16 protein-coding genes are annotated in these 19,679 nt (G+C 72.1%); 9 read left to right on the top strand and 7 right to left on the bottom strand.

Annotation, left to right across the window (positions count from 1 at the left end):
* Positions 1–59 precede the first annotated feature (59 nt).
* Positions 60–992, top strand: coding sequence for an NADP-dependent oxidoreductase (locus OG568_RS07905; protein ID WP_329530870.1), 933 nt, complete (start codon positions 60–62; stop codon positions 990–992).
* 87 nt (positions 993–1,079) lie between these two features.
* Here the strand turns inward: OG568_RS07905 and OG568_RS07900 are convergent, their stop codons facing one another.
* The gene (locus tag OG568_RS07900) at positions 1,080–1,775 is read right to left on the bottom strand and encodes an HAD family hydrolase (protein ID WP_329536298.1); all 696 of its coding nucleotides are present in this window, start codon (positions 1,773–1,775) and stop codon (positions 1,080–1,082) included.
* A gap of 78 nt (positions 1,776–1,853) precedes the next feature.
* Positions 1,854–2,330 (bottom strand): Lrp/AsnC family transcriptional regulator, encoded by a 477-nt coding sequence (locus OG568_RS07895; protein ID WP_329530869.1) that lies wholly within the window; start codon positions 2,328–2,330, stop codon positions 1,854–1,856.
* A gap of 189 nt (positions 2,331–2,519) precedes the next feature.
* Between OG568_RS07895 and OG568_RS07890 the strand changes: the two genes are divergently transcribed.
* The 4 genes from OG568_RS07890 (at position 2,520) to OG568_RS07875 (ending at position 7,991) form a co-directional block, all read left to right on the top strand.
* Entirely contained in the window at positions 2,520–3,671 is a 1,152-nt protein-coding gene (locus tag OG568_RS07890) for a baeRF10 domain-containing protein (RefSeq protein ID WP_329530868.1), read from the top strand.
* 185 nt (positions 3,672–3,856) lie between these two features.
* On the top strand, positions 3,857–5,353 hold the full coding sequence (locus OG568_RS07885) for an FUSC family protein (protein WP_329530867.1): 1,497 nt from the start codon (positions 3,857–3,859) through the stop codon (positions 5,351–5,353).
* Between the two features lie 137 nt (positions 5,354–5,490).
* Positions 5,491–6,882 carry a nitric oxide synthase oxygenase gene (locus OG568_RS07880; RefSeq protein WP_329530866.1) on the top strand — a complete coding sequence of 464 codons (1,392 nt, stop codon included), beginning with the start codon at positions 5,491–5,493 and terminating at the stop codon, positions 6,880–6,882.
* Positions 6,883–6,944: 62 nt separating this feature from the next.
* Positions 6,945–7,991: a lactonase family protein gene (locus OG568_RS07875; RefSeq protein WP_329530865.1), complete on the top strand. Its 1,047-nt coding sequence runs from the start codon at positions 6,945–6,947 to the stop codon at positions 7,989–7,991.
* Between the two features lie 128 nt (positions 7,992–8,119).
* On the opposite strand, the gene OG568_RS07870 is transcribed toward OG568_RS07875, so the two are convergent.
* Both OG568_RS07870 and OG568_RS07865 read right to left on the bottom strand, forming a co-directional pair.
* Positions 8,120–9,043 carry a sirohydrochlorin chelatase gene (locus OG568_RS07870; RefSeq protein ID WP_266427089.1) on the bottom strand — a complete coding sequence of 308 codons (924 nt, stop codon included), beginning with the start codon at positions 9,041–9,043 and terminating at the stop codon, positions 8,120–8,122.
* 212 nt (positions 9,044–9,255) lie between these two features.
* Positions 9,256–10,269 (bottom strand): N-acetylglucosamine kinase, encoded by a 1,014-nt coding sequence (locus tag OG568_RS07865; RefSeq protein WP_329530864.1) that lies wholly within the window; start codon positions 10,267–10,269, stop codon positions 9,256–9,258.
* A gap of 237 nt (positions 10,270–10,506) precedes the next feature.
* Here OG568_RS07865 and OG568_RS07860 point away from each other — a divergent pair, with 237 nt between their 5' ends.
* The 3 genes from OG568_RS07860 (at position 10,507) to OG568_RS07850 (ending at position 12,688) form a co-directional block, all read left to right on the top strand.
* Positions 10,507–11,184: a uracil-DNA glycosylase gene (locus OG568_RS07860; protein WP_266427083.1), complete on the top strand. Its 678-nt coding sequence runs from the start codon at positions 10,507–10,509 to the stop codon at positions 11,182–11,184.
* 141 nt (positions 11,185–11,325) lie between these two features.
* Entirely contained in the window at positions 11,326–11,613 is a 288-nt protein-coding gene (locus OG568_RS07855) for a zinc-ribbon domain-containing protein (RefSeq protein ID WP_329530863.1), read from the top strand.
* Between the two features lie 169 nt (positions 11,614–11,782).
* A complete protein-coding gene (locus tag OG568_RS07850) occupies positions 11,783–12,688 on the top strand; it encodes an NAD(+)/NADH kinase (RefSeq protein WP_266588690.1) in 906 nt (301 codons plus the stop codon).
* Positions 12,689–12,737: 49 nt separating this feature from the next.
* On the opposite strand, the gene nhaA is transcribed toward OG568_RS07850, so the two are convergent.
* The 3 genes from nhaA to OG568_RS07835 all read right to left on the bottom strand — a co-directional run bounded on the left by nhaA (position 12,738) and on the right by OG568_RS07835 (position 18,818).
* Complete coding sequence (nhaA, locus tag OG568_RS07845; protein ID WP_329530862.1) at positions 12,738–14,642, bottom strand: Na+/H+ antiporter NhaA; 1,905 nt, start codon at positions 14,640–14,642, stop codon at positions 12,738–12,740.
* A gap of 453 nt (positions 14,643–15,095) precedes the next feature.
* Complete coding sequence (locus tag OG568_RS07840) at positions 15,096–17,555, bottom strand: SpoIIE family protein phosphatase (RefSeq protein ID WP_443077578.1); 2,460 nt, start codon at positions 17,553–17,555, stop codon at positions 15,096–15,098.
* Positions 17,556–17,732: 177 nt separating this feature from the next.
* Positions 17,733–18,818 carry a WD40/YVTN/BNR-like repeat-containing protein gene (locus OG568_RS07835; protein WP_266431791.1) on the bottom strand — a complete coding sequence of 362 codons (1,086 nt, stop codon included), beginning with the start codon at positions 18,816–18,818 and terminating at the stop codon, positions 17,733–17,735.
* Positions 18,819–19,087: 269 nt separating this feature from the next.
* Here OG568_RS07835 and OG568_RS07830 point away from each other — a divergent pair, with 269 nt between their 5' ends.
* A complete protein-coding gene (locus tag OG568_RS07830; protein ID WP_329530861.1) occupies positions 19,088–19,675 on the top strand; it encodes an Rv1733c family protein in 588 nt (195 codons plus the stop codon).
* Positions 19,676–19,679 lie beyond the last annotated feature (4 nt).

Raw genomic sequence — 19,679 nt, 5'->3', positions numbered from 1 at the left:
CGGGGCGGCCACTCTGGAGGTATCGCCGGTTCCCGGCCGGCGCGACCTGGGAGGTTGGAATGGACACCATGCAGGCGGTACGCGGCCACCGACGGGGCGGCCCGGAGCGGCTGACGTACGAGATCGCCCCGCGCCCGGTGCCCGGCCCGGGCGAGGTCCTGGTCGGGGTGCGGTCCGCGTCCATCACGCCGGGCGAACTCGACTGGGACGCGACCTGGACCGACAGCTTCGACGGCAGCGGCGGCGAGCGGGTGCCCATCGTGCCGTCCAAGGAGGTGTCGGGTGTGGTCGTCGAGCTCGGCGACGAGGTGTCGGACTGGAAGGTCGGCGACGAGGTGTACGGGTTGATCCCGTTCACCCGGGACGGGGCCGCGGCGGAGTTCGTCGCCGTGCCCGCAGCCGTGCTCGCCGCCAAGCCGGCCCGGCTCGACCACGACCACGCGGCGGCGCTGCCGCTGGCCGGGCTGACGGCCTGGCAGGGCCTGGTCCTGCACGGCGGCCTGCGCCCCGGTGCCCGGGTGCTGGTGCAGGGAGGCGCGGGCGGGGTCGGCTCCTTCGCGGTGCAGGTCGCGGCCGCGCTCGGCGCCTCCGTCACCGCGACGGCCGACGCCGCGGCCGCCGATTTCGTACGCGAGCTGGGCGCCGAGCACGTCATCGACTACCGGAGCGAGCGCTTCGAGGACCAGGTCAAGGACGTCGACCTGGTCTTCGACACGGTCGGCGGCGACACCCAGGAGCGCTCCTGGCAGGTGCTGCGTCCCGGGGGCCGACTGGTGAGCATCGTCGCCCCGCCCGACGTCACGAGGGAGGGCGGCAGGTTCTTCGTCGTGGAACCGGACCGCTCCGGACTGGAGGAGCTGTCCCGCCTGGTCGCGGACGGCGAACTGGCTCCGCCCGTCGACCGCGTGTTCCCCCTCGCCGAGACCGCGCGGGCGTACGCGGCACTGGAGCAGGGCCATCGCCGGGGCAAGACCGTGCTGCACGTCTCCTGACCCGACGCGGTCGGGGCGACGGTCGTGGTCCGCGAAGGCGTCGAGGCACGGCCGCGGTCGAGGGAGACATCGAGGGACGGCTGTGGCTCAGGAAGCCGAGGCCGAGCGTGCGAGCCAGTCGTAGGTGGCCTGCGCGGTGAACTCGCCCTGTCCGCCGCGCAGCAGCAGCCCCGCCGTGGCGAACGCCGGGTCGTCGGCCTGCGCGGCGACATACGGGATCGCGACGCAGCGCATCCCGGCCGCGTGCGCGGCGGCGGCGCCCGGAGCGGCGTCCTCCAGGACCACGCAGTCCGCCGGTTCGGCCGCGAGGCGGCGCGCCGCTTCGAGGAACACGTCCGGGGCGGGCTTGCCGTGCGCGACCTCGTCGGCCGAGACGACGGTCGTCAGGTGGGCGGCCAGGCCGGTGCCCGTGAGGATCGCCTCGATGGCGGCGGGTGAGGAGCCCGAGGCCACGGCCATCGGAACACCCTCGGCGGCCAGCAGTTCCACGAACTTCCGCATCTCCGGGTACACGTGCGTGGAGGCGCGGGCCAGCGCCAGATAGCGGCGGTTCTTGTCGGCGAGCAGGACGTCGAGCGGGGGCCGCAGGCCGTAGCGCTCCTTCCAGAGCGCCAGCGTCTCCCGGGTGCTGATGCCGACGTACCGCTCGTGCTCGGCCCAGGTGAAGTCGGTGACGCCCTGCTCGGCGAGCGTCTGGCGGCCGGCTTCGAAATAGTTCGGCTCGCTGTCCACGAGTGTGCCGTCGAGATCGAAGACGACCGAAGTGCGGCCCAGAGCGCTCATGGGGTCCAGGATGCCAAGCGAGGGCCGGGTGCGGTCGATCGCCCCTGTGCCGCCGGTGAGCCCCTGAGTGGACACCCGTCAGCTTCTGGCCGCTCGCCCGATCGACTCCACCAACGGCAGCACCCGGTGCGCGACCCGCTCGCGCAGCGCCACCTCCGTGCGGGTGCGGACGACGCCGGGCATGCTGATGAGCGCCTGGATCACGTCCTCCAGGTGCGCGTTGTCACGTGCCACGACCCGGGTGAGCAGATCGCCGCCGCCCGTGATCGAGAACGCCTCGATGATCTCAGGTACGGCGGCCAGCGCGTCGCCGACCTCGTCGAGATGGCCCTGCGTGACCTCGATGTGCACGAAGGCGAGGACGGGGTGGCCGAGTGCTGCGGGGGACAGTGAGGGGCCCGTACCGGTGATCACCCCGTCCCGTTCCAGTCGGTCGAGGCGGGCCTGGAGCGTGCCGCGGGCGACACCGAGCATGCGGGCGTACTCGCGCACGCTGGTGCGCGGCTGCTCCAGCAGCAGCCGCAGGATGCGGGTGTCGAGTTCGTCCACGGCCATGATCCACCGGCCTCCTCGCCGCCTTGGATGATCTTCGTCGACCGTACCAATGGCTCGGCCCGCCGTGAGACCGGTGGGCCGGTTCCCCCTCCCCGCTCACCTGGTCCGCCGCGCCGCGTTTGCCGGTGCGGCGCCCACCGCGTTACCTGGATGGGTGGCGCAATGATCGAGGAGCGGCGAGGAGCGACGATGATCACGCAGGAGCAGGTCGACCGAATTCTCCGGCTCGGCGGGAACGGGCTCCCGTTGGTCTCCCTCTATCTCCCGGTGGACCCGGACCACTCCGGCCGTCGTACGTACCGGTCCCGACTGGACAGTCTGCTGGATCGCATACGGCCGCTCGCGGACGACGACTCGCTGGAGCACCCCGTACGGCTCTCGCTCCGCGACGACCTCGCGAAGATCGAGCGGAGGCTCGGCGAGGAACCCCGGCGGGCCGGGACCGTCGCCGTCTTCTCCTGCAGCGGCGACGGCGTCTACGAGGAGGTGTGGCTGCCGCGCGGCACCCACGAGCGCGTCGTGGTGGACGCGGACCCCTACGTCCGTCCGATGCTGGCGGTGCTCGACGAGTCCTACCGCACCTGCGCGGTCGTCGTGGACAAGGGCACCGCCCAGATCTGGGAGTACCACCTCGACGAGGTCCGGGAGCTGGAGGCGGTCCGCGACCGTGTGCTGCGCAGGCCCGACCACGCCGCGGGGCCCGCCGAGGACCGGGTCCGCGACAAGGCCGACGAGGTGAGCAAACGGCACTACCGGCGGCTCGTCGGCGAGCTCAAGCGGCTCTTCCGGGAGGGGGGCTTCGACCTGCTGGCCATCGGCGGGCACCCGCACGAGGTGCCGGCCTTCATCGACTTCCTCACCCGTGACCTGCACGACCGGCTCGTCGGTCGCTTCACCGTCGACCGCGACACCGTGACCGCCACCGACATCCGGGACAGGGTGCGGGGCCTCGTCGCCGACCGCGCGTACCAGGAGCAGGAGCGGCTGGTCGGCGAGATCCTCGAGGCCGTGGCGACCAAGCATCACGCGACGGTCGGGCTCGACGACACCCTGTGGGCGGGGTCGCTGGCCGCGATCCGGACGCTGGCCGTGGACACGGACGCGGTGGCCCCGGGAGTCGTCTGCGACCGCGACGGGCTGCTCGCCGCCGCAGGGGTGTCCTGTCCGCTCTGCTCAGACGCCCTGCGCGAGGTCCCCGACGTCATCGACGAACTGGTGAAGACCGTCATCGAGGACGGCGGCGAGGTCCGCCACATCGAGGTGGAGTCGGACCTGCGTACGCATCTGACCGGGGCCCTGCTGCGCTTCGAACTCCCCCCGCACCCGATCGGCATGGAGTGATGCCAATGGCATCCACATGGCTCGCCCATCCGCTCGGTGACTGTGCCAATGGCTCAGTGTTCCGGGAGCCACTTGAGCCAACAGCTCCGATGATGCTGTGATGGGCGGGTCGATGGCGCTGCGGGACCCCCGCGGCGCCTTTTGCGTGCCTGAGGCACAGGCTGAGCTCAAGGGGCGGGGAAACAGTGCTGAAGAGGGTGTTCGTGGCGCCGGACCCGGGCCGGCTGCGGCTGCGCGGCGCCACCCGGGCCGTCCTCGGTATCGGCCTGGCGGTGGCCCTGTGCGGCGCCATCGGTGCCTCCCTCGCGGGTGCGGTCGCGGGAGGTCTCGCGGCGCTGCTCGCCCTCTTCACGGTCACCGACGCCACCGTGCGCGGACAGCTGGCGACGACGGCGGCGCTGCCCGTGGTGGGCCTTCCGGTACTGGCTCTCGCGGCCGTCCTGCACGACCACCCGGCGGCGAGGGACGCGGCCTTCCTCGCCCTCGTCGGTGCGGGTGTGTACGCCCGGCGCTGGGGGCCGCGCGGCCATGCCCTCGGCGTCTTCGGGTTCATGGCGTTCTTCATGGCGCAGTTCCTGCACACCGAGCCGGCCGAACTGCCCGAGGTGTACGCCGCGGTACTGCTCGCCCTTCTCGCGTCCTCGGCCGTCCGATTCGGACTGTGGTGCTACGAGCGCCGGATGCCGCCCGCCGGCGCCATCGCCCCTTCGCCGGGCCGGGGCCTCGCCCGTCCCACCACCCGCCAGGCGGTCCAGGCCGTCGTGGCCGCCGCCTTCGCCCTGGGCGTGGGAAGCCTGCTGTCCCAGGAGCGGTGGTACTGGGCCGTCGGCGCCACCTGGTGGATCTTCGTCAACACCACCTCGCGCGGCGAGACCCTGATCCGTGGCTACCGCCGGGTCCTCGGAACGGTGATCGGCATCGTCCTCGGGGTGTCGGTCGTCGTCCCGCTGCACGGCGCGCCCGTACCGACCGCGGCCCTGCTCGCCGTGTGTGTGTTCGTCATCTTCTACAGTGCGGCGGTCTCCTACACCTGGATGATGCTCGCGGTGACGGTGATGGCCGAGCTGCTCTACGGGATGTTCGGCGTGCTGGACCGGCATCTGGTCGTCCTGCGGCTGGCGGAGACCGGCATCGGGGCGGTCGGCGCCGCGCTGGCGGTGCTGTTCGTGCTGCCGATCACCACGCACGCCACGACGGACGCCTGGATCGTACGGGCGATCCAGTGCGTCCACGCCTGCACGACCGAGGCCGCCGCCCGCCTGAACGGCTCCGCCGACGCCGACCCCGCGGCCCGCGTCGCGGAGCTGGAGACGCTGCTGAACAAGGTGCGACTCTCGCTCACGCCCCTTCTGCACCCCCTCAACCCCCTGCGTGCCCGCGGCCGCAGGGCGCGCCAGGTACTCGCGTCCCTGAACACCTGCGCGCGGGAGGTACGGGGGCTCGCCGTCATCGCGTCGGACCCCGTGGCCTCCTACGACGCCCGCCTCATCGTCGCGTGCGAGCGTGTGGAGCGGGCCGTCGAGGCGCTGACCTCTCCCGGACCGTGGCGGATCGAGGTCCAGGCCGACGCACCTCCCCTGGAAGAGCCGGCCCTCGCGCACCTGTACGGGCTCGAGCGGGCGCTCGCCGAACTCTCCGCGCCCCTCCTGCACCCCCGTGCTTCGAGTCCCGTGAGCGTCTGACGTCCGCGAGCCACGTGCAAGGACCACGCGGAGGGTGGATCACCGCCCGGGCGGGGTAACCCCGCGGCTATCAGACGCACGGAGCCCGCGGACCGTGCGGGAGCGGCCCGCGGGCGGAGCCGCTTGGGGGTGGCACCATGCGGGACTTCCCGCGAGGAACCGGACGGACAGAACGATTCGGGGACGACGGGAGCGCGCGGTGTCCGGCACCGTGGGCCGAGGGGCCGGGCGGCTGGCTGGACCGTGTTCCGGCAGGTCGCGGGGCGCAGGGAGCGGCCCCGACCACACTGCCGTACGACATCGGTTCCCGGCAGGCGGAGCTGTCCGTCCCGGGCCTCGGGGGACACCTGATACCCGTGGCGGACGGTCCCGCCGCCCCGACGCCGCGCGACGAGTCCACGCCGTACGAACTCCTGGGCGCCGCCGCCGAGTTCCTCACCCTCCACCACACCGAGCGGCGCCTCGGCGACCCGGCCCGGCGTATCGCCGCCGCGCGGGCCGAGATCGCGGAGACCGGCACGTACCGCCACACCACCGAGGAACTCGCCTTCGGCGCCCGCGTCGCCTGGCGCAACGCCAACCGGTGCATCGGGCGCCTGTACTGGCACTCCCTGTCCGTCCGTGACCGCAGGGACGTGCGGACGGCCGAAGAAGTCGCCGAGGCGTCGGCGGACCATCTGCGGGAGGCCACCCGCGAGGGCCGGATCAGGGCGCTCGTCACCGTCTTCGCGCCCGACCGGCCGGGCCGCCCCGGCCCACGGATCTGGAACGAACAGCTCATCCGGTACGCCGGCTACACGCGTCCGGACGGCGGTGTGACCGGCGACCCGCGCAACGTGGGGCTCACCGCGCTGGCCCGGCGGCTCGGCTGGCCCGGCGGCCCCGGCACCCCGTTCGACGTCCTGCCGCTGGTGATCCAGGGAGCCGACGACAAGCCCCACGACGAGCCCCGCTGGTTCGCGCTGCCGGACGACACGGTGCTCGAAGTGGAGCTCGCCCACCCCGAGTACACCTGGTGGCGCTCGCTCGGGCTGCGCTGGCACGCCGTACCCGCGCTCGCCAACATGTGCCTGGAGATCGGCGGCGTCTGCTACCCGGCGGCCCCGTTCAACGGCTGGTACATGGGCACCGAGATAGGCGCCCGCAACCTCGCCGACACCGACCGCTACAACCTTCTGCCGTATCTCGCGGACCGCCTCGGCCTCGACACCCGCACCGACCGCTCGCTGTGGAAGGACCGCGCGCTCGTCGAACTCAACCGTTCCGTCCTGCACTCCTTCGACCGCGCGGGCGTCACCGTCACCGACCACCACACCGAGTCCCGGCGCTTCCTCACCCACCTCGGCCGCGAGGAGCGCAAGGGCCGCCGGGTCGGCGCGGACTGGTCGTGGATCGTGCCGCCGATCTCCGGCAGCGCCACGCCCGTCTTCCACCGCACCTACGAGGCCGTGGAACGGCGTCCCGCGTACGTCCACCACCCCGACGCACGCGCACGGGCGCTCGGGGAGACCGGCGGGACCTTGGTCTAGACCGATGGCCGTCGACTGCTACCGTCGGCCCCGGACAGCGCGGGACCGAGAGGGGAACGGCAGTGGCAGACGGCGGCAGGCGGGAACAGCGGGCGTTCATCGGCTCGTTCACGGCGGCGGGAGGCCCGGGCGTCCTCACCGCGGCCATGGACCGCGGCAGCGGCGCGCTCACCCTCCTGAGCGTGGTCGACGGGGTACCCGATCCCTCGTACCTCGCCCTGTCGCCCGCCCGCGACATGCTCTACGCGGTCAGCGAGACGGCCGACGGCGCGGTGGTCGCGTACCGCGTGGACGGCGACCGGCCGGAGCCCGCCGGGCCCCTGGTCTCCGTCGGAGGCAGCGGCCCCACCCACCTCAGCGTGTTCGCGGGACACGTCCTGACCGCGAACTACGGCTCCGGCAGTGTCACCGCCCTGCCCGTGCACGACGACGGCGCCCTCGTCGGCGCCGCCTCCAGCGTGTTCCAGCACAAGGGTTCCGGCCCCCACACCCGGCGCCAGCAGAGCCCACACGCCCACCAGGTGCAGCCCGACCCGAGCGGGCGCTGGGCTGTCAGCGTCGACCTCGGCACGGACTCCGTGCGGGTGTGCGCGCTGGACGGCGGTCGGCTCACGCTGCACCGCGAGATCGCGCTGCGCCCCGGGTCCGGGCCCCGCCACCTGGCCTTCCATCCGCGCGGCGAACACGCGTACGTGCTCAACGAACTCGCGCCCACGGTCACCGTCTGCCGCTGGAACGCCCTGGAAGGCTCCTTGCGGCCCGTCGGCGAGACGCCGGTGCTGTCCGGGGTCCCGGACGGTGACGCGTACCCCTCGGGCATCGTGGTGTCGCCCGACGGACGCTTCGTGTGGACCGCCACCCGCGGCCAGGACGTCGTCTCCGTGCTCACGCCCGACGCCGTGGGCGAGGGGCTGCGACTGGTCGCCACGGTGCCCTGCGGCGGCACCTGGCCGCGCGCGCTGGCCCTCGACCCCTCGGGGCGGTTCCTGTACATCGCCAACGAGCGCTCCGGGGACGTGACCTGGTTCGCGGTCGACCCGGACACAGGGGTGCCGCGACGGGGCGGCTCGGTGGAGGTTCCGGCGGCCTCCTGCGTGGTCTTCGGCTGACCCGCTCGGTGGCGGCTCGCGAGTGGCGCGCGAGCCGCTGTCGTACGAGCCGCTGTCGTACGAGAGAAGGGCCCGCTCCTGTGAGAGGAGCGGGCCCTTCGGCGTGCGAGGGGTGGTGACGGGACGGGTCAGCGGACCGGCGTGCCCTGCGGCTGCGGCGGGGCGATGCCCAGCGCCGCCGTGTACTTGGCCAGCGCGAGCTTGCCGATCGCCGGGTACGGGCCGAGCGCCTCGGCGGCGGAGCAGCCCGCCTCCTTGGCGGCCGCGTCCAGCAGACCGGCGTCGATCTCAGGGCCGATCAGGTACGGAGCCAGGGCGAGCTGCTGGGAGCCGGAGCCGCGCAGCTGCTCGGCGGTGGCCGCGATCGCGCCCTCCTCGTCCAGCGCCGCCGCCATCACCGGCACGGCGAGCCGCGCGGCGAGCAGCATGCCGGTGATCCCGGCCGCCTGTACGGCCTCCTCGCCGCCCACGGAGGCGAGGATGATGCCGTCGGCGGCCGTCGCCACGGTGAACAGCCGGGCCCGGTCGGCGCGCGCCAGACCCGCCTCGGACAGACGCACGTGCAGCGCCTCCGCGAGCAGCGGGTGGGGGCCGAGCACGTCGGTCAGGTCGGCCGCGATCCGGCTCTCCATGACGGCCTGGCGGACCCGGCGCAGCAGCGCGTTGTCCGGGCCGGCGAGCAGGGGCACCACGACGGCGACGGGGCCGTCGGGCCGGGGCACGTCCGCACCGGCGGCACGGGCCTGCTCATAACGGGCGGTGCGCTCCTCGGCGGCGCGCGTGAGCACGGACTGCAGCGTGGGGAACTCGGCGTCGTCCCCGTCGAGGTACCCGATCCGGGCGTCGAGGCCGGGCAGCTCGGAGCGCGCGATGCTCACGACCTCCTCGGCGATGCTGCGCGTGGCCGCGCTGGAGGTGCCCGGCACCGCGAGGACGAGCGCGGGCGCGCCCTCGGGAGCCGCCAGCGGCTCGGGTCGGCGGTGCCGCCCGGGCTGGCGAGGTCGCGGCATTCGTACTGGCAGGCCGGACGCGGGTCCAGTGGGGGAGCTCATGGCGACGCATGTTACTGGCTTCTTGGGCTCCCCTGTTCGGGGAGGGTGCAGGTGAGCGGTATCCGTCCGCTTTTGTCTGATGAGTTACGCGTGGATCAGAAATGATCGGTGTGGCTGGACTTGACAGTGCCGTGGTGCTCCTGCGCCGACCGATGCGACAACCGGTGTGTCAGTCGACTTCACTTGTCCGACAGGGCGGATGAATCCCCCTTTCAGGTCATGGATGGCGAGGTTGTGCCCTTTTCGGTCATCACGTACAGCATGTGCGCGTCGCGAGGGAGCGTGAGCCGGTCGCTCGCCAGATCGGCGGCGATGCGTACGGCGCCGTCCAACGGGGTGCCCGCGGCCGGTACCAGCCGGGCGTGCGGCAGTCGCTCCGCCAGTTCCTCGCGCAGCGGTACAAGGAGAGGGTCGCCCATCCTGAACAGGCCCCCGGTGAGGGCGACTTGGTCCGCTCCGGTGTCCGGGCAGACGGCGGCCGCGGACTCGGCCAGGTGCCGGGCGGCGGCGCGCAGCACGTCACGTGCGACGGGGTCGCCGACAGCGGACGCGGCGCACGCGGCCACTTCGGGCGCGAAGGCGGCCAGTACGGCGGGCCGGTCGGTGCGCGGGTACAGCTTGCCGGGCAACCCCGCCACCGGCCCGAACATCTCCTCGGCCCGCGCCAGCAACCGCGCCGACCCACCGGGGCGCCCGTCGAAGGCGCGTAGGGCCGCCTCGAGCCCGGCGCGGCCGATCCATGCCCCGCCGCCGCAGTCGCCGAGCAGGTGGCCCCAGCCGTCCGCCCGGCGCCAGCTCCCCAGGTCGGTGCCGACCGCGATCATGCCGGTGCCCGCGGCGATCACCGCGCCCGGCCGGGGACCGAGCGCGCCCACGTACGCGGTCACCGCGTCGGCGGCCAACGCGAGCCGCCGCACGCCGAGTTCGCGCTCCAGTGCGGACGGCAGTTCGGCGCGCAGTGCGTCGCCGAGGGTGGCGAGACCCGCCGCCCCGACGGCGACGGCCCCGAGTTCCTCCGTCCCGGTGGAGGTCATCAACTCCCGTGCCATCGGCAGCAGTTGCTCCAGCAGGTGTCCGGCGTCGATGCCGCGCGGGCCGGTGCGGACCGGCTCCTTGGACATCAGTGGAACACCGACGACATGCCCGTGCACGGCCAGCGCCGCCCGCAGTCCCGAGCCGCCCGAGTCCACCGCCAGCACACCGGCCGGCCCGCCGGAACAAGTCACGGCAGGCGCCGGTGCGCGGAGCGGGAACGAGAAGGTGAACAGGCATGATGACGACAGCGGAGTCGCTCGACCAGGGGACGCAACAAGCTCCCCTCCTCCCTGCTGACCGGCTGGGCGATCGGTTGGACCGGCTCGATGATCTCGGCGAGGAGGAAGATTAGCGTTGAAAGGCGGGTCCGCGCGCGGCGCTCGTCCGTATGAATCGGGCCACCGCGCGTGCCAGTAGAGTGGCGCGTCGTGGCACCACGACCCTTGCATGAACTCATCGAAGCAGGTTGGGCGAAGGCTCTGGAACCTGCGGCCGAACGCATCGCCGCCATGGGGGACTTCCTCCGGGCCGAGATAGCGGCAGGCCGGACCTATCTCCCGGCCGGGGCGAATGTCCTGCGGGCCTTCCAACAGCCCTTCGACGACGTCCGCGTCCTGATCGTCGGCCAGGATCCCTACCCCACACCGGGGATGGCCATCGGGCTGAGCTTCGCCGTGTCGCCCGAGGTGCGTTCGCTGCCCGGCAGCCTGGAGAACATCTTCCGGGAACTGCACACGGACCTGGGCCTGCCCAGGCCGTCCAACGGCGATCTGACGCCCTGGACCGAGCAGGGCGTGCTGCTGCTCAACAGGGCACTGACGACGGCGCCCCGCAAGCCCGCGGCGCACCGCGGCAAGGGCTGGGAAGAAGTCACGGAGCAGGCGATCCGGGCGCTGGTCGCGCGGGAAAAGCCGCTGGTGTCGATCCTGTGGGGGCGGGACGCCCGCAATCTTCGGCCGCTGCTCGGGGATCTCCCGGCGATCGAGTCCGCCCACCCCTCACCGATGTCGGCCGATCGCGGGTTCTTCGGCTCACGTCCGTTCAGCCGGGCCAACGAGTTGTTGGTGAAGCAGGGCGTGCAACCGGTGGACTGGCGCCTGCCGTAGAACAGGGCCGTCGCGGCGGCCGCGGTGGTCGGGCGGTACCGCACAACCCCGCGACCGCCGAGCGCGTCGACGTGCACGACACTGTGCTCCGCGAGCGCGTTTCGCCGCTCGTCCACACTGACCCGGGAGGGGACGAACAGCATGATCATTTTTGGCACCAGGGGATACCTGTACCAGCTCGCGATATTGACGCTGGTGTGCGGCCGCTGCGGCAATCCTTCCGCGCACACGCTCCGCAAGCGTGTCACGAAGTTCACGCTGTTCTTCGTGCCGCTGTTCCCGATCTCGTCGAAGTACTCGACGCAGTGCACCTTCTGCGGTGCGGAGCAGAAGGCGACCAAGGAGCAGGCGGAGCAGCTGCAGGCCCAGGCGGCGAGCGGTCAGGCCGGCCAGCAGTACGGCCAGCCGCAGCAGCCGTACCAGGCCTGAGGCGGGGGCGGGGACCGGCGCGGCAGTACGTCGACGGCGCCGCTGCGCCGTCGGTCCCTTCCGCACGAGTCAACCCAGGCCGCGTTCCGCGCCGTACCGGTCGGAAACGCTGCTCTCAGGGCAATGATGGACCACCTGGGCATGGCGTATCGACGGAAGGGAACCTCTCATGGGTCTGATCGGATCGATCGGCCTGATCCTGCATCCCCGGCGCAATCCGGGACCGGTCATCGATTCGGTCGTGCAGTGGGCCCGCAAGAACGAGGCCGAGGTGCTGGGGCTGCCGGACGAGGTGGGCCGTATCGACTGCAGCGCGGTCTCCGTGTCGGCGGAAGCTCTGGTCGCCCGGGCCGGTCTGATCGTCAGTCTCGGCGGGGACGGGACCATGCTCCGTTCGATGCGGCTGCTCTCCGGAAGCCCCACCCCGGTGCTCGGCGTCAACCTGGGCCGGCTGGGCTTCCTCGCCGAGGTCGACGTCGACGAACTGCCGTCGGCGCTGGACCGGATCGACGGCGGTCAGTTCACCACCGAGGCCCGGATGGCCGTACGGACGCGCCTCCCGGACGGGCGCGAGGTCCGCGCGTTCAACGACATCGCCCTCGTACGGGTACCCGGCAGCGGCATGGCCGCCATCGCGATCCGCCTCCAGGGCGACGAGTTCATCCGCTACTCGGCCGACGCCGTCGTGGTCTCCACGTCGACCGGCTCGACGGCGTACAGCTTCGCCGCGGGAGGCCCGATCCTCTCGCCCCGGGTGGAGGCCATCCTGGTCGTGCCCGCCAGCGCGCACTCGTCGTTCGACCGGGCGCTCGTCCTGCCCGCGGACGAGGACGTCACCCTGGAACTCCTCCCCACGACCGGGCGGTTGGCGGTCGAGGTCGACGGCGAAGTGGTCGGCTACCTCGACGCGGACGACCAGATCACCGTGACGGCATGCCCCGCGGCGGCTCATGTCGTGCGTCTCGGCGGTACGACGTTCTACCAGCGCGCACGCAGAAAACTCGGTATCAAAGGAAGCGTCGAAGCGGGCCGCCGTACCTCCCATGATCACGCCGACCCCTCGACGGGGCCCTGACCCGCGGGCCGGGGCACTCGCCATGAGCGGTACAGCGGCCGACCGGCTCTCAGTCCTGGCGGCCGACCCCTTGCAGCGCCGCCCGTTGCCGCGCCGCCCGCACCGCGGCCGACAGCGAGGCGATGTCGTAGGCGCCGTAGTGACGACGGCCGTTGACGAAGAACGTCGGCGTGCCCGAAACGCCGCTGAGGTCCGCGGACTCCACGTCCGCCGCGATCCGGGCCACCCCCGTGCCTGCACGGAGATCCTTACGGAAGCGCTCGGTGTCGAGGCCGATCTCCTCGGCGTAGCGGAGCAGATCCTTCGGCCGCAGGTCACCCTGGTGCTCCATCAGCAGGTCGTGCATCTCCCAGTACCCGTCCTGGTGGGCCGCGGCCTCGGCGGCCTCCGCGGCGAACTGGGCGTTCGGATGGACGTCGGTCAGCGGCAGATGCCGCCACACGTACCGCACGTCGCCGAAGTCGGCGAGCAACTCACGCACCACGGGCTCGGCCAGGCCGCAGTACGAGCACTCGAAGTCCCCGTACTCGACGAGCGTCACGGGCGCCTCCAGCGGGCCGCGTACGTGATCGCGGTCCACGTCGACGGGATCGCTGAGATCGACGATGGAGGTGCCCGTGCCGAGCAGGGCCCGGACGCGGGAACGCCTGGGAAGGGCGCCGATCACCCAGGTGACCAGCCAGGTGAGGAGGAACGAGCAGATCACGGCGGCGAGGATGCCGATCTTCGCCTCCGCCAGCCGGGCCCCGTCGAAGGCGAGCGTCGCGATCAGCAGGGACACGGTGAACCCCACCCCTGCCAGGGTGCCGCCCGCGGTGATGGCGCCCCAGCCGACCGGCGGGTGCAGACGCCCGCGGCTGACGCGTGTGGTGAGCCAGGTGGCGCCGATGATGCCGAGCGGCTTGCCGAGCACATAGCCGAGGAGGATGCCGAGGGCGATCGGTGAGGTGAAGGCATGCGCCAACTGGCTGCCGCTGATGGTGATGCCGGCGTTGGCGAGCGCGAACAGCGGCACGATCGCATAGCTCGTCCAGGGGTGGAACATCTGCTGGAGCCGGTCGTTGGGCGAGAGCGTGGAGGAGATCCCGCGCCGTACGGAGCGTTCGAGTTCCGGGGTCGGCTGTTCGCGGAAGCGCAGGAACAGGCGGCTCGCCCGTTCCAGGTCGCCCCGCTCGGCCGGGTAGGCGTAGGTCAGCAGGCCCATCGCGAGGCCGGTCACGACCGGGTCCACCCCCGACTTGAGCAGCGCGACCCACACCGCCACGCCCAGGACCGCGTACAGAGCGGGAATCCGCATTCCGAGGGTGCGCCGCACCAGCACGACGCCGGCGAAGAGGCCGAGCGCCGTCAGCAGTGCGGGCAGGGCCAGGGCGCCGCTGTAGACGACGACGATCACGGCCAGTGCCAGGAAGTCGTCCACGACGGAGATGGTGAGGATGAACACCCGAAGACTGTCGGGCAGCCGTGCCCCGAAGAGGGCGAGCATGCCCAGGGCGAAGGCCGTGTCCGTCGACATGGCCGCGCCCCAGCCGTGCAGGGAGTCGTGGCCCGCGTTGAGGGCCAGGTAGATCGCGACAGGGACGACCATGCCGCAGAGCCCGGCGAGCAGCGGCAGCGTCACCCTTTGGCGCTCCCGCAGCTCGCCCAGGTCGAACTCCCGGCGCGCCTCCAGTCCCACCACGAAGAAGAACAGCGTCATCAGCCCGCTGTTCACCCACTCCCGCAATTCCAACGAGACTCCGCCGGCCCCGAGACGGACCGACAACTCGGTGCGCCAGACGGCCTCGTACGTGCCCGGCCCGATGTTCGCCCAGGCGAGGGCCGCGAGCGTGGCGGTCAGCAGGACGGCGGCACTGCCGGTCTCCGTCCGCAGGAAGGCGCGCAGCGGACCGTGCGCCTCCTTGCCGCACACGGTCTGCCCCGACAGGGGCGAGGTCTCAGGTGGCACAGTCATCCCCTGATTCTCACCCGGCGCGTGGTCCGGCACGCGGCGAAACGGTACGGGGGCGGAGGAGATCCGCTCAGGTGGTGGGGGACGAGATCCCGTCGGGGATCAGCGGTTGGCGGTTGGCGGTCGGTGGTCAGCGGTCGGCGAGGAGGTCCCGGACGGCCTTGACGACCTCGGCGGGGGCTTCCTCGGCGCGCGCTGCCGGAGCCGCCGGGCGACCTGATGTACGAGGCGTGCTGCTGCCTGGAGGCCGTTGTCGCGCTGGAGGTCGGTGACCGGGGTGCGCTGGAGCGCGCCCGCATCCGCCTGCTGCCGGCCGCCGGAGAACTCGCCGGCGCGGGAAGCGGTCTGATCACCCTCGGCCCCGTCAAGGACCACCTCGCCGACGTCACCGCCGCGCTGGGGGTGACGCGACCGTGCCGTGGTCGGACGCCGTCGGGTGGTGCGCGCTGTCTTCGCCTACGAGTCCAGTTCCGCCCAGATGATCTTTCCCTCGTGGGTGTACCGGGTGCCCCAGCGGTGGGCGAGCTGGGCGACGAGGAAGAGGCCGCGTCCCCCTTCGTCGGTGGTCCGGGCGTGCCGCAGCCGCGGAGAGCTGTTGCTGGTGTCGGTGACCTCGCAGATCAGTCGGGACGCGCGCAGCAGCCGGAGGCGGACCGCGCCCGGGGCGTAGCGCACCGCGTTGGTGACCAACTCGCTGACGACGAGTTCGGTCTGCATGGTCAGCTCTTCCATTCCCCATTCCCGGAGTTGGCGGGTGGCGAGGGCCCGGGCCCCGGCCACCGCGGCGGGATCGCAGGCCACGTCCCACGAGGCGACGCGGTCGGCGCTGAGAGCGTGGGTGCGCGCCACGAGGAACGCCACGTCGTCGGACTGCGGTGTGGAGGCCAGGCCCCTCACGTCGGCGCAGAGCGTCTCGAGCGGGAGATCGCAACGGGCCAGGACGTCCCCGAGGCGGGCCATTGCGACGTCGACGTCCTGCGCGTCGTCTTCGATGAGGCCGTTGGTGTAGAGCCCGATCAGACTGTTCTCGGCGAGCTCGATGTCGACTGCCTCGAAGGGGAGACCACCCAGCCCCAGTGGCGGACCGGGCGGCAGTTCGGGGAAACGGACACCGCCCTGCGGAGTGACGAGGACCGGCGGCGGATGGCCGGCCCGGGCCAGCGTGCAGTTCCGTGTGACCGGATCGTAGATGGCGTACAGGCAGGTGGCACCCATCACCGTCGTCCGGATCAGGTCGGCCGACGCGTCATGGGGCTCCTCCTCGCTGAGGCGGAGCACCAGGTCGTCGAGGTGGGCCAGGAGCTCGTCGGGGGGCAGGTCCATGTCGGCGAGCGTCTGCACCGCGGTGCGCAGCCGGCCCATCGTGGCGGCCGCACTCAGGCCGTGGCCGACCACATCGCCCACGACGAGGCCGACTCGGGCTCCGGACAGCGGGATCACGTCGAACCAGTCCCCGCCCACACCGTCCTTGGCGTCCGCGGGCAGATACATGGAGGCCACGTCCACGGCCATACCGCCCTCCAGCGTATGGGGCAGCAGGCTGTGCTGGAGCGTCAGCGTGGCGTGGTGCTCCCTCGTGTAGCGGCGCGCGTTGTCGACGCAGACGGCCGCTCGTGCGACGAGTTCCCGGGCGAGCAGTACGTCGTCCGATGTGAAGGGAGCCGGGTTCTGCGAGCGGATGAAGGTGGTGAGGCCGAGGACGGTGTCGCGCGCCCGCATCGGTACGGAGATGAGTGAGTGAAGTCCGAACTCGCGAATGGTCGAGGTCCGGGACGGCTGTTCGACGATCCATTGAGGGTTGTCGGGGTTCAGTACCGGTATGAGGACGGGGTCGCCGTTCGCGAGGAGGCCGAGATCGTGCGGGGGAGGGATGAAGTCCACCGGGTCGCCGACCTGGGCGACCGCCTCCGGGCACCCGTCCCGGACGGAACTCATGCCCGCCCGCCGCATCAGCGGCGGCGCCGTCGGCGGACCCGCGTCGGACAGCCAGGTCCCGTGCCGCTCGGTGCTGAGGACCGGCTCCAGCAGATCCACGACGGTGAAGTCGGCGAACCGGGGTACGGCGAAGTCGGCCAGCTCCTGGGCCGTCCTCATGACGTCCAAGGTGCTGCCCACACAGGCTCCCGCGTCATTGACCATGGAGAGCAGTTGGCGGGCGTTCCACCGGTCGGTGACGTCGAGAACCATGTAGCAGATGCCCGTGACGGTGCCCTCGGCGTCCACCAGGGGGAAGAACGACGTGGAGTAGGCGTGCTGCCGATGCGGGTCGGCCCAGCTCCAGCCCAGGTACTCGAAGTCGCTGACCGGCTCGCCGGTCCGCAGTACCTTGCGCATCACGCCCTCGATGGTCTCCCCCTCCAGGCCCGGGAGCAGGTCGCTCAGGCGTCGGCCCAGACGCTGCTCACGGGGTACGCCGCCGATGCTCTCCAGGACGCTGTTGCACCAGACGCAGCGAAGGTCCATGTCCACGATGGCCATGCCCACGGGCGAACGGGTCAGAAAACCGTCCAGCACGGACTGCCCCATGGCCCACCGCGTGATCCGCTCCCGTGCCGAGACCAGAAAGCATTCGACGCCGCCGACCTCGAACGACGCGGAAACCCGCAGGTTCACTTCGACACGACGACCGGCGCCGTGCCACAGCGTGACCATTCCGCTCCACGGCCGACCGCCACGGCAGCGCTTCACGATCTCCGTCAGGCGGTGGGGGTCTTCCGGCATGGCGAGCAGACGGCCCACAGAGCCGCCGACGACCGCGTGTGCCGCACGGCCGAGGAGTTCTTCCGCGCTTCTGGTCCAGCCGATCACCGTGCCGGCCAGGGTGACGATCGCCGCCGCGTCCGAGGCTTCTTCTTCCGTCCCGATACAGGGCTCTGTGCCTGGGCCTTCGCCGGATTCCGGAAACGCAGGCGTCACGTCTTCACCGCCATCCCCATACCTCCATGCTCACGCCTCCTGTCACGGCGCGCCAGCGGCGCGGGAGACGGCCCGACGCGGTGAACCCGCTATCGGCCGGGTCGGCACCGCCACCCGTTCGGCACCGCCACCCGTGATGATCGGCGCCGGAGGTCGTCCGAGAGGCGGCTCCCGGCCTCAGCCGACGACCGCGGCGCGTACGCACAGCACGTCCGGCAGATGGGAGGCCAGTTGCCGCCAGCTGTCCCCGTCGTCCGCCGACGCGTACACCTCGCCGTTGCGGTTGCCGAAGTACACGCCCGCCGGGTCCGCGCCGTCCGTGCAGAGCGCGTCGCGCAGCACCGTGCCGTAGTGGTCCTCCGTGGGCAGCCCCGCCGTCAGCGGATCCCAGGTCCTGCCCGCGTCCTCCGTGCGGAAGACACGACAGCGCCGGTCGGCCGGGACGCGATCCGCGTCGGCGTTGATCGGGAAGACGTACGCCGTGTCGCCGCGGTGCGGATGCGCGGCCACCGCGAACCCGAAGGTGGACGGCAGGTCCGCGCCGATGTCGGTCCATTCGCCGCCCGCGTCGTCGCTGCGGTACACACCCCAGTGGTTCTGCAGATAGAGCCGGTCCGGAGTCGAGGCGTCCTGTGCGATCTTGTGCACGCACTGACCGAACTCAGGGTTCGGATCCGGCAGGAACACCGCGGAGACACCGGAGTTGGACGGCTCCCAGCTCGCCCCGCCGTCGTGCGTACGGAACACCCCCGCCGTGGAGACGGCGACCGTGACGGCCCGTGGGTCGCGCTGGTCGGTGAGGACGGTGTGCAGTCCTTCGCCACCGCCGCCCGGCACCCACTTCGACCGGGTGGGGTGCTCCCACAAGGGGCGGACCAGCTCGAAGGACTCGCCTCTGTCCTCGGAGCGGTACAGCGCGGCCGGCTCGGTGCCCGCGTACACCACGTCCGGCTCGGCCGCCGCGGGGTGCAACTGCCACACCCGCTCCAGCGAAGCCCCGGTGTCCTTGGGGAACCTGACGGCCGGCTGCGCCGGTTCGGTCCACGTCCGCCCCAGGTCGTCGGAGTGGAAGACGGACGGACCCCAGTGCGCGCTGTCCCCTCCGGCCAGCAGCCGTGGTGTTTCGCCGCGGGTGTCGATCGCGACCGAGTACACGGCCTGCGCGTTGAAGTACGGACTCTCGTCGAACTCCCAGACGGCGCCGCGCCGCCGCCCGATGAAGAGCCCCTTGCGTGTACCTACGGTGAGCAGTACCTCGCCCATGCCGATCACCTCCGCGACGACGTCGTCCCAGCATCGGCCAGTCTGCACCCCGGCACTGACACTCTCCCTTGTATGCCGCATCGCCACAGGTCAGGGGGGTGGCGTCGATCTTCGGCGGCGCCTCGCCGCGGTCGACTCGTGCACGGCGGAGGGGTGGCCGGACTCCTGGAACGCACGGGTCGTGGGACTCGCTGTGAGCATCGGAGGGACCGATCCCGTATGGGAGGGCGATGTGGCATGTCCGTGCGGTCGTGAGGAGGATGCCATCGATGGCGGCATTCCGTGGTCCGAAGGTTTCGAAGGTGTGGTTGTGGCGATGGCGGCGCAATCCGCTGCGGCGTCGCAGTGACGCCCTGGAGGCCTGGATCGTGCTCGCCGCCTGGGCGCTCACCGTGATCGGCGGGGTCCTCACCGGCGTGCTGGCGACGCAGTCGGTGGAGAGCGGCCTTGCCCGGCAGCGGGCCGAGTGGCACTCCGTCCCGGCGTTGCTCAACGACGACGTGCCGAAGTCGACCGCGTCGGCGAACGACGCCGACATGGTCTGGGCGAAGGTCCACTGGACCGCGGCGGACGGCTCGCCGCACGCCGGCCGGGCCCGGGTGACCGTCGGCACCCCCGCGGGCACCCCGGTGACGGTGTGGACGGACGCCGACGGCCGACTCGTCACCAGGCCCGCCACGCCCTCCCAGGCCCGGCTGCGTGCCGCTCTGGTGGGCGTCATGGTCGGGGTGAGCGTCGCGGGTGTGCCGTTCATCGGCGGACGGCTGGTACGCGGACGCATGGAACGGCGGCGCATGGCGCAGTGGGACGAGGACTGGCAACGGGTGGGGCCCCTGTGGGGGCGGAAGACAGGCTGAGGGG

The organism is Streptomyces sp. NBC_01450 (assembly GCF_036227505.1).
GTDB lineage: Bacteria > Actinomycetota > Actinomycetes > Streptomycetales > Streptomycetaceae > Streptomyces.
Note: the sequence above shows the minus strand (reverse complement) of the source record. Positions and strands in the feature narration are given on the sequence as shown.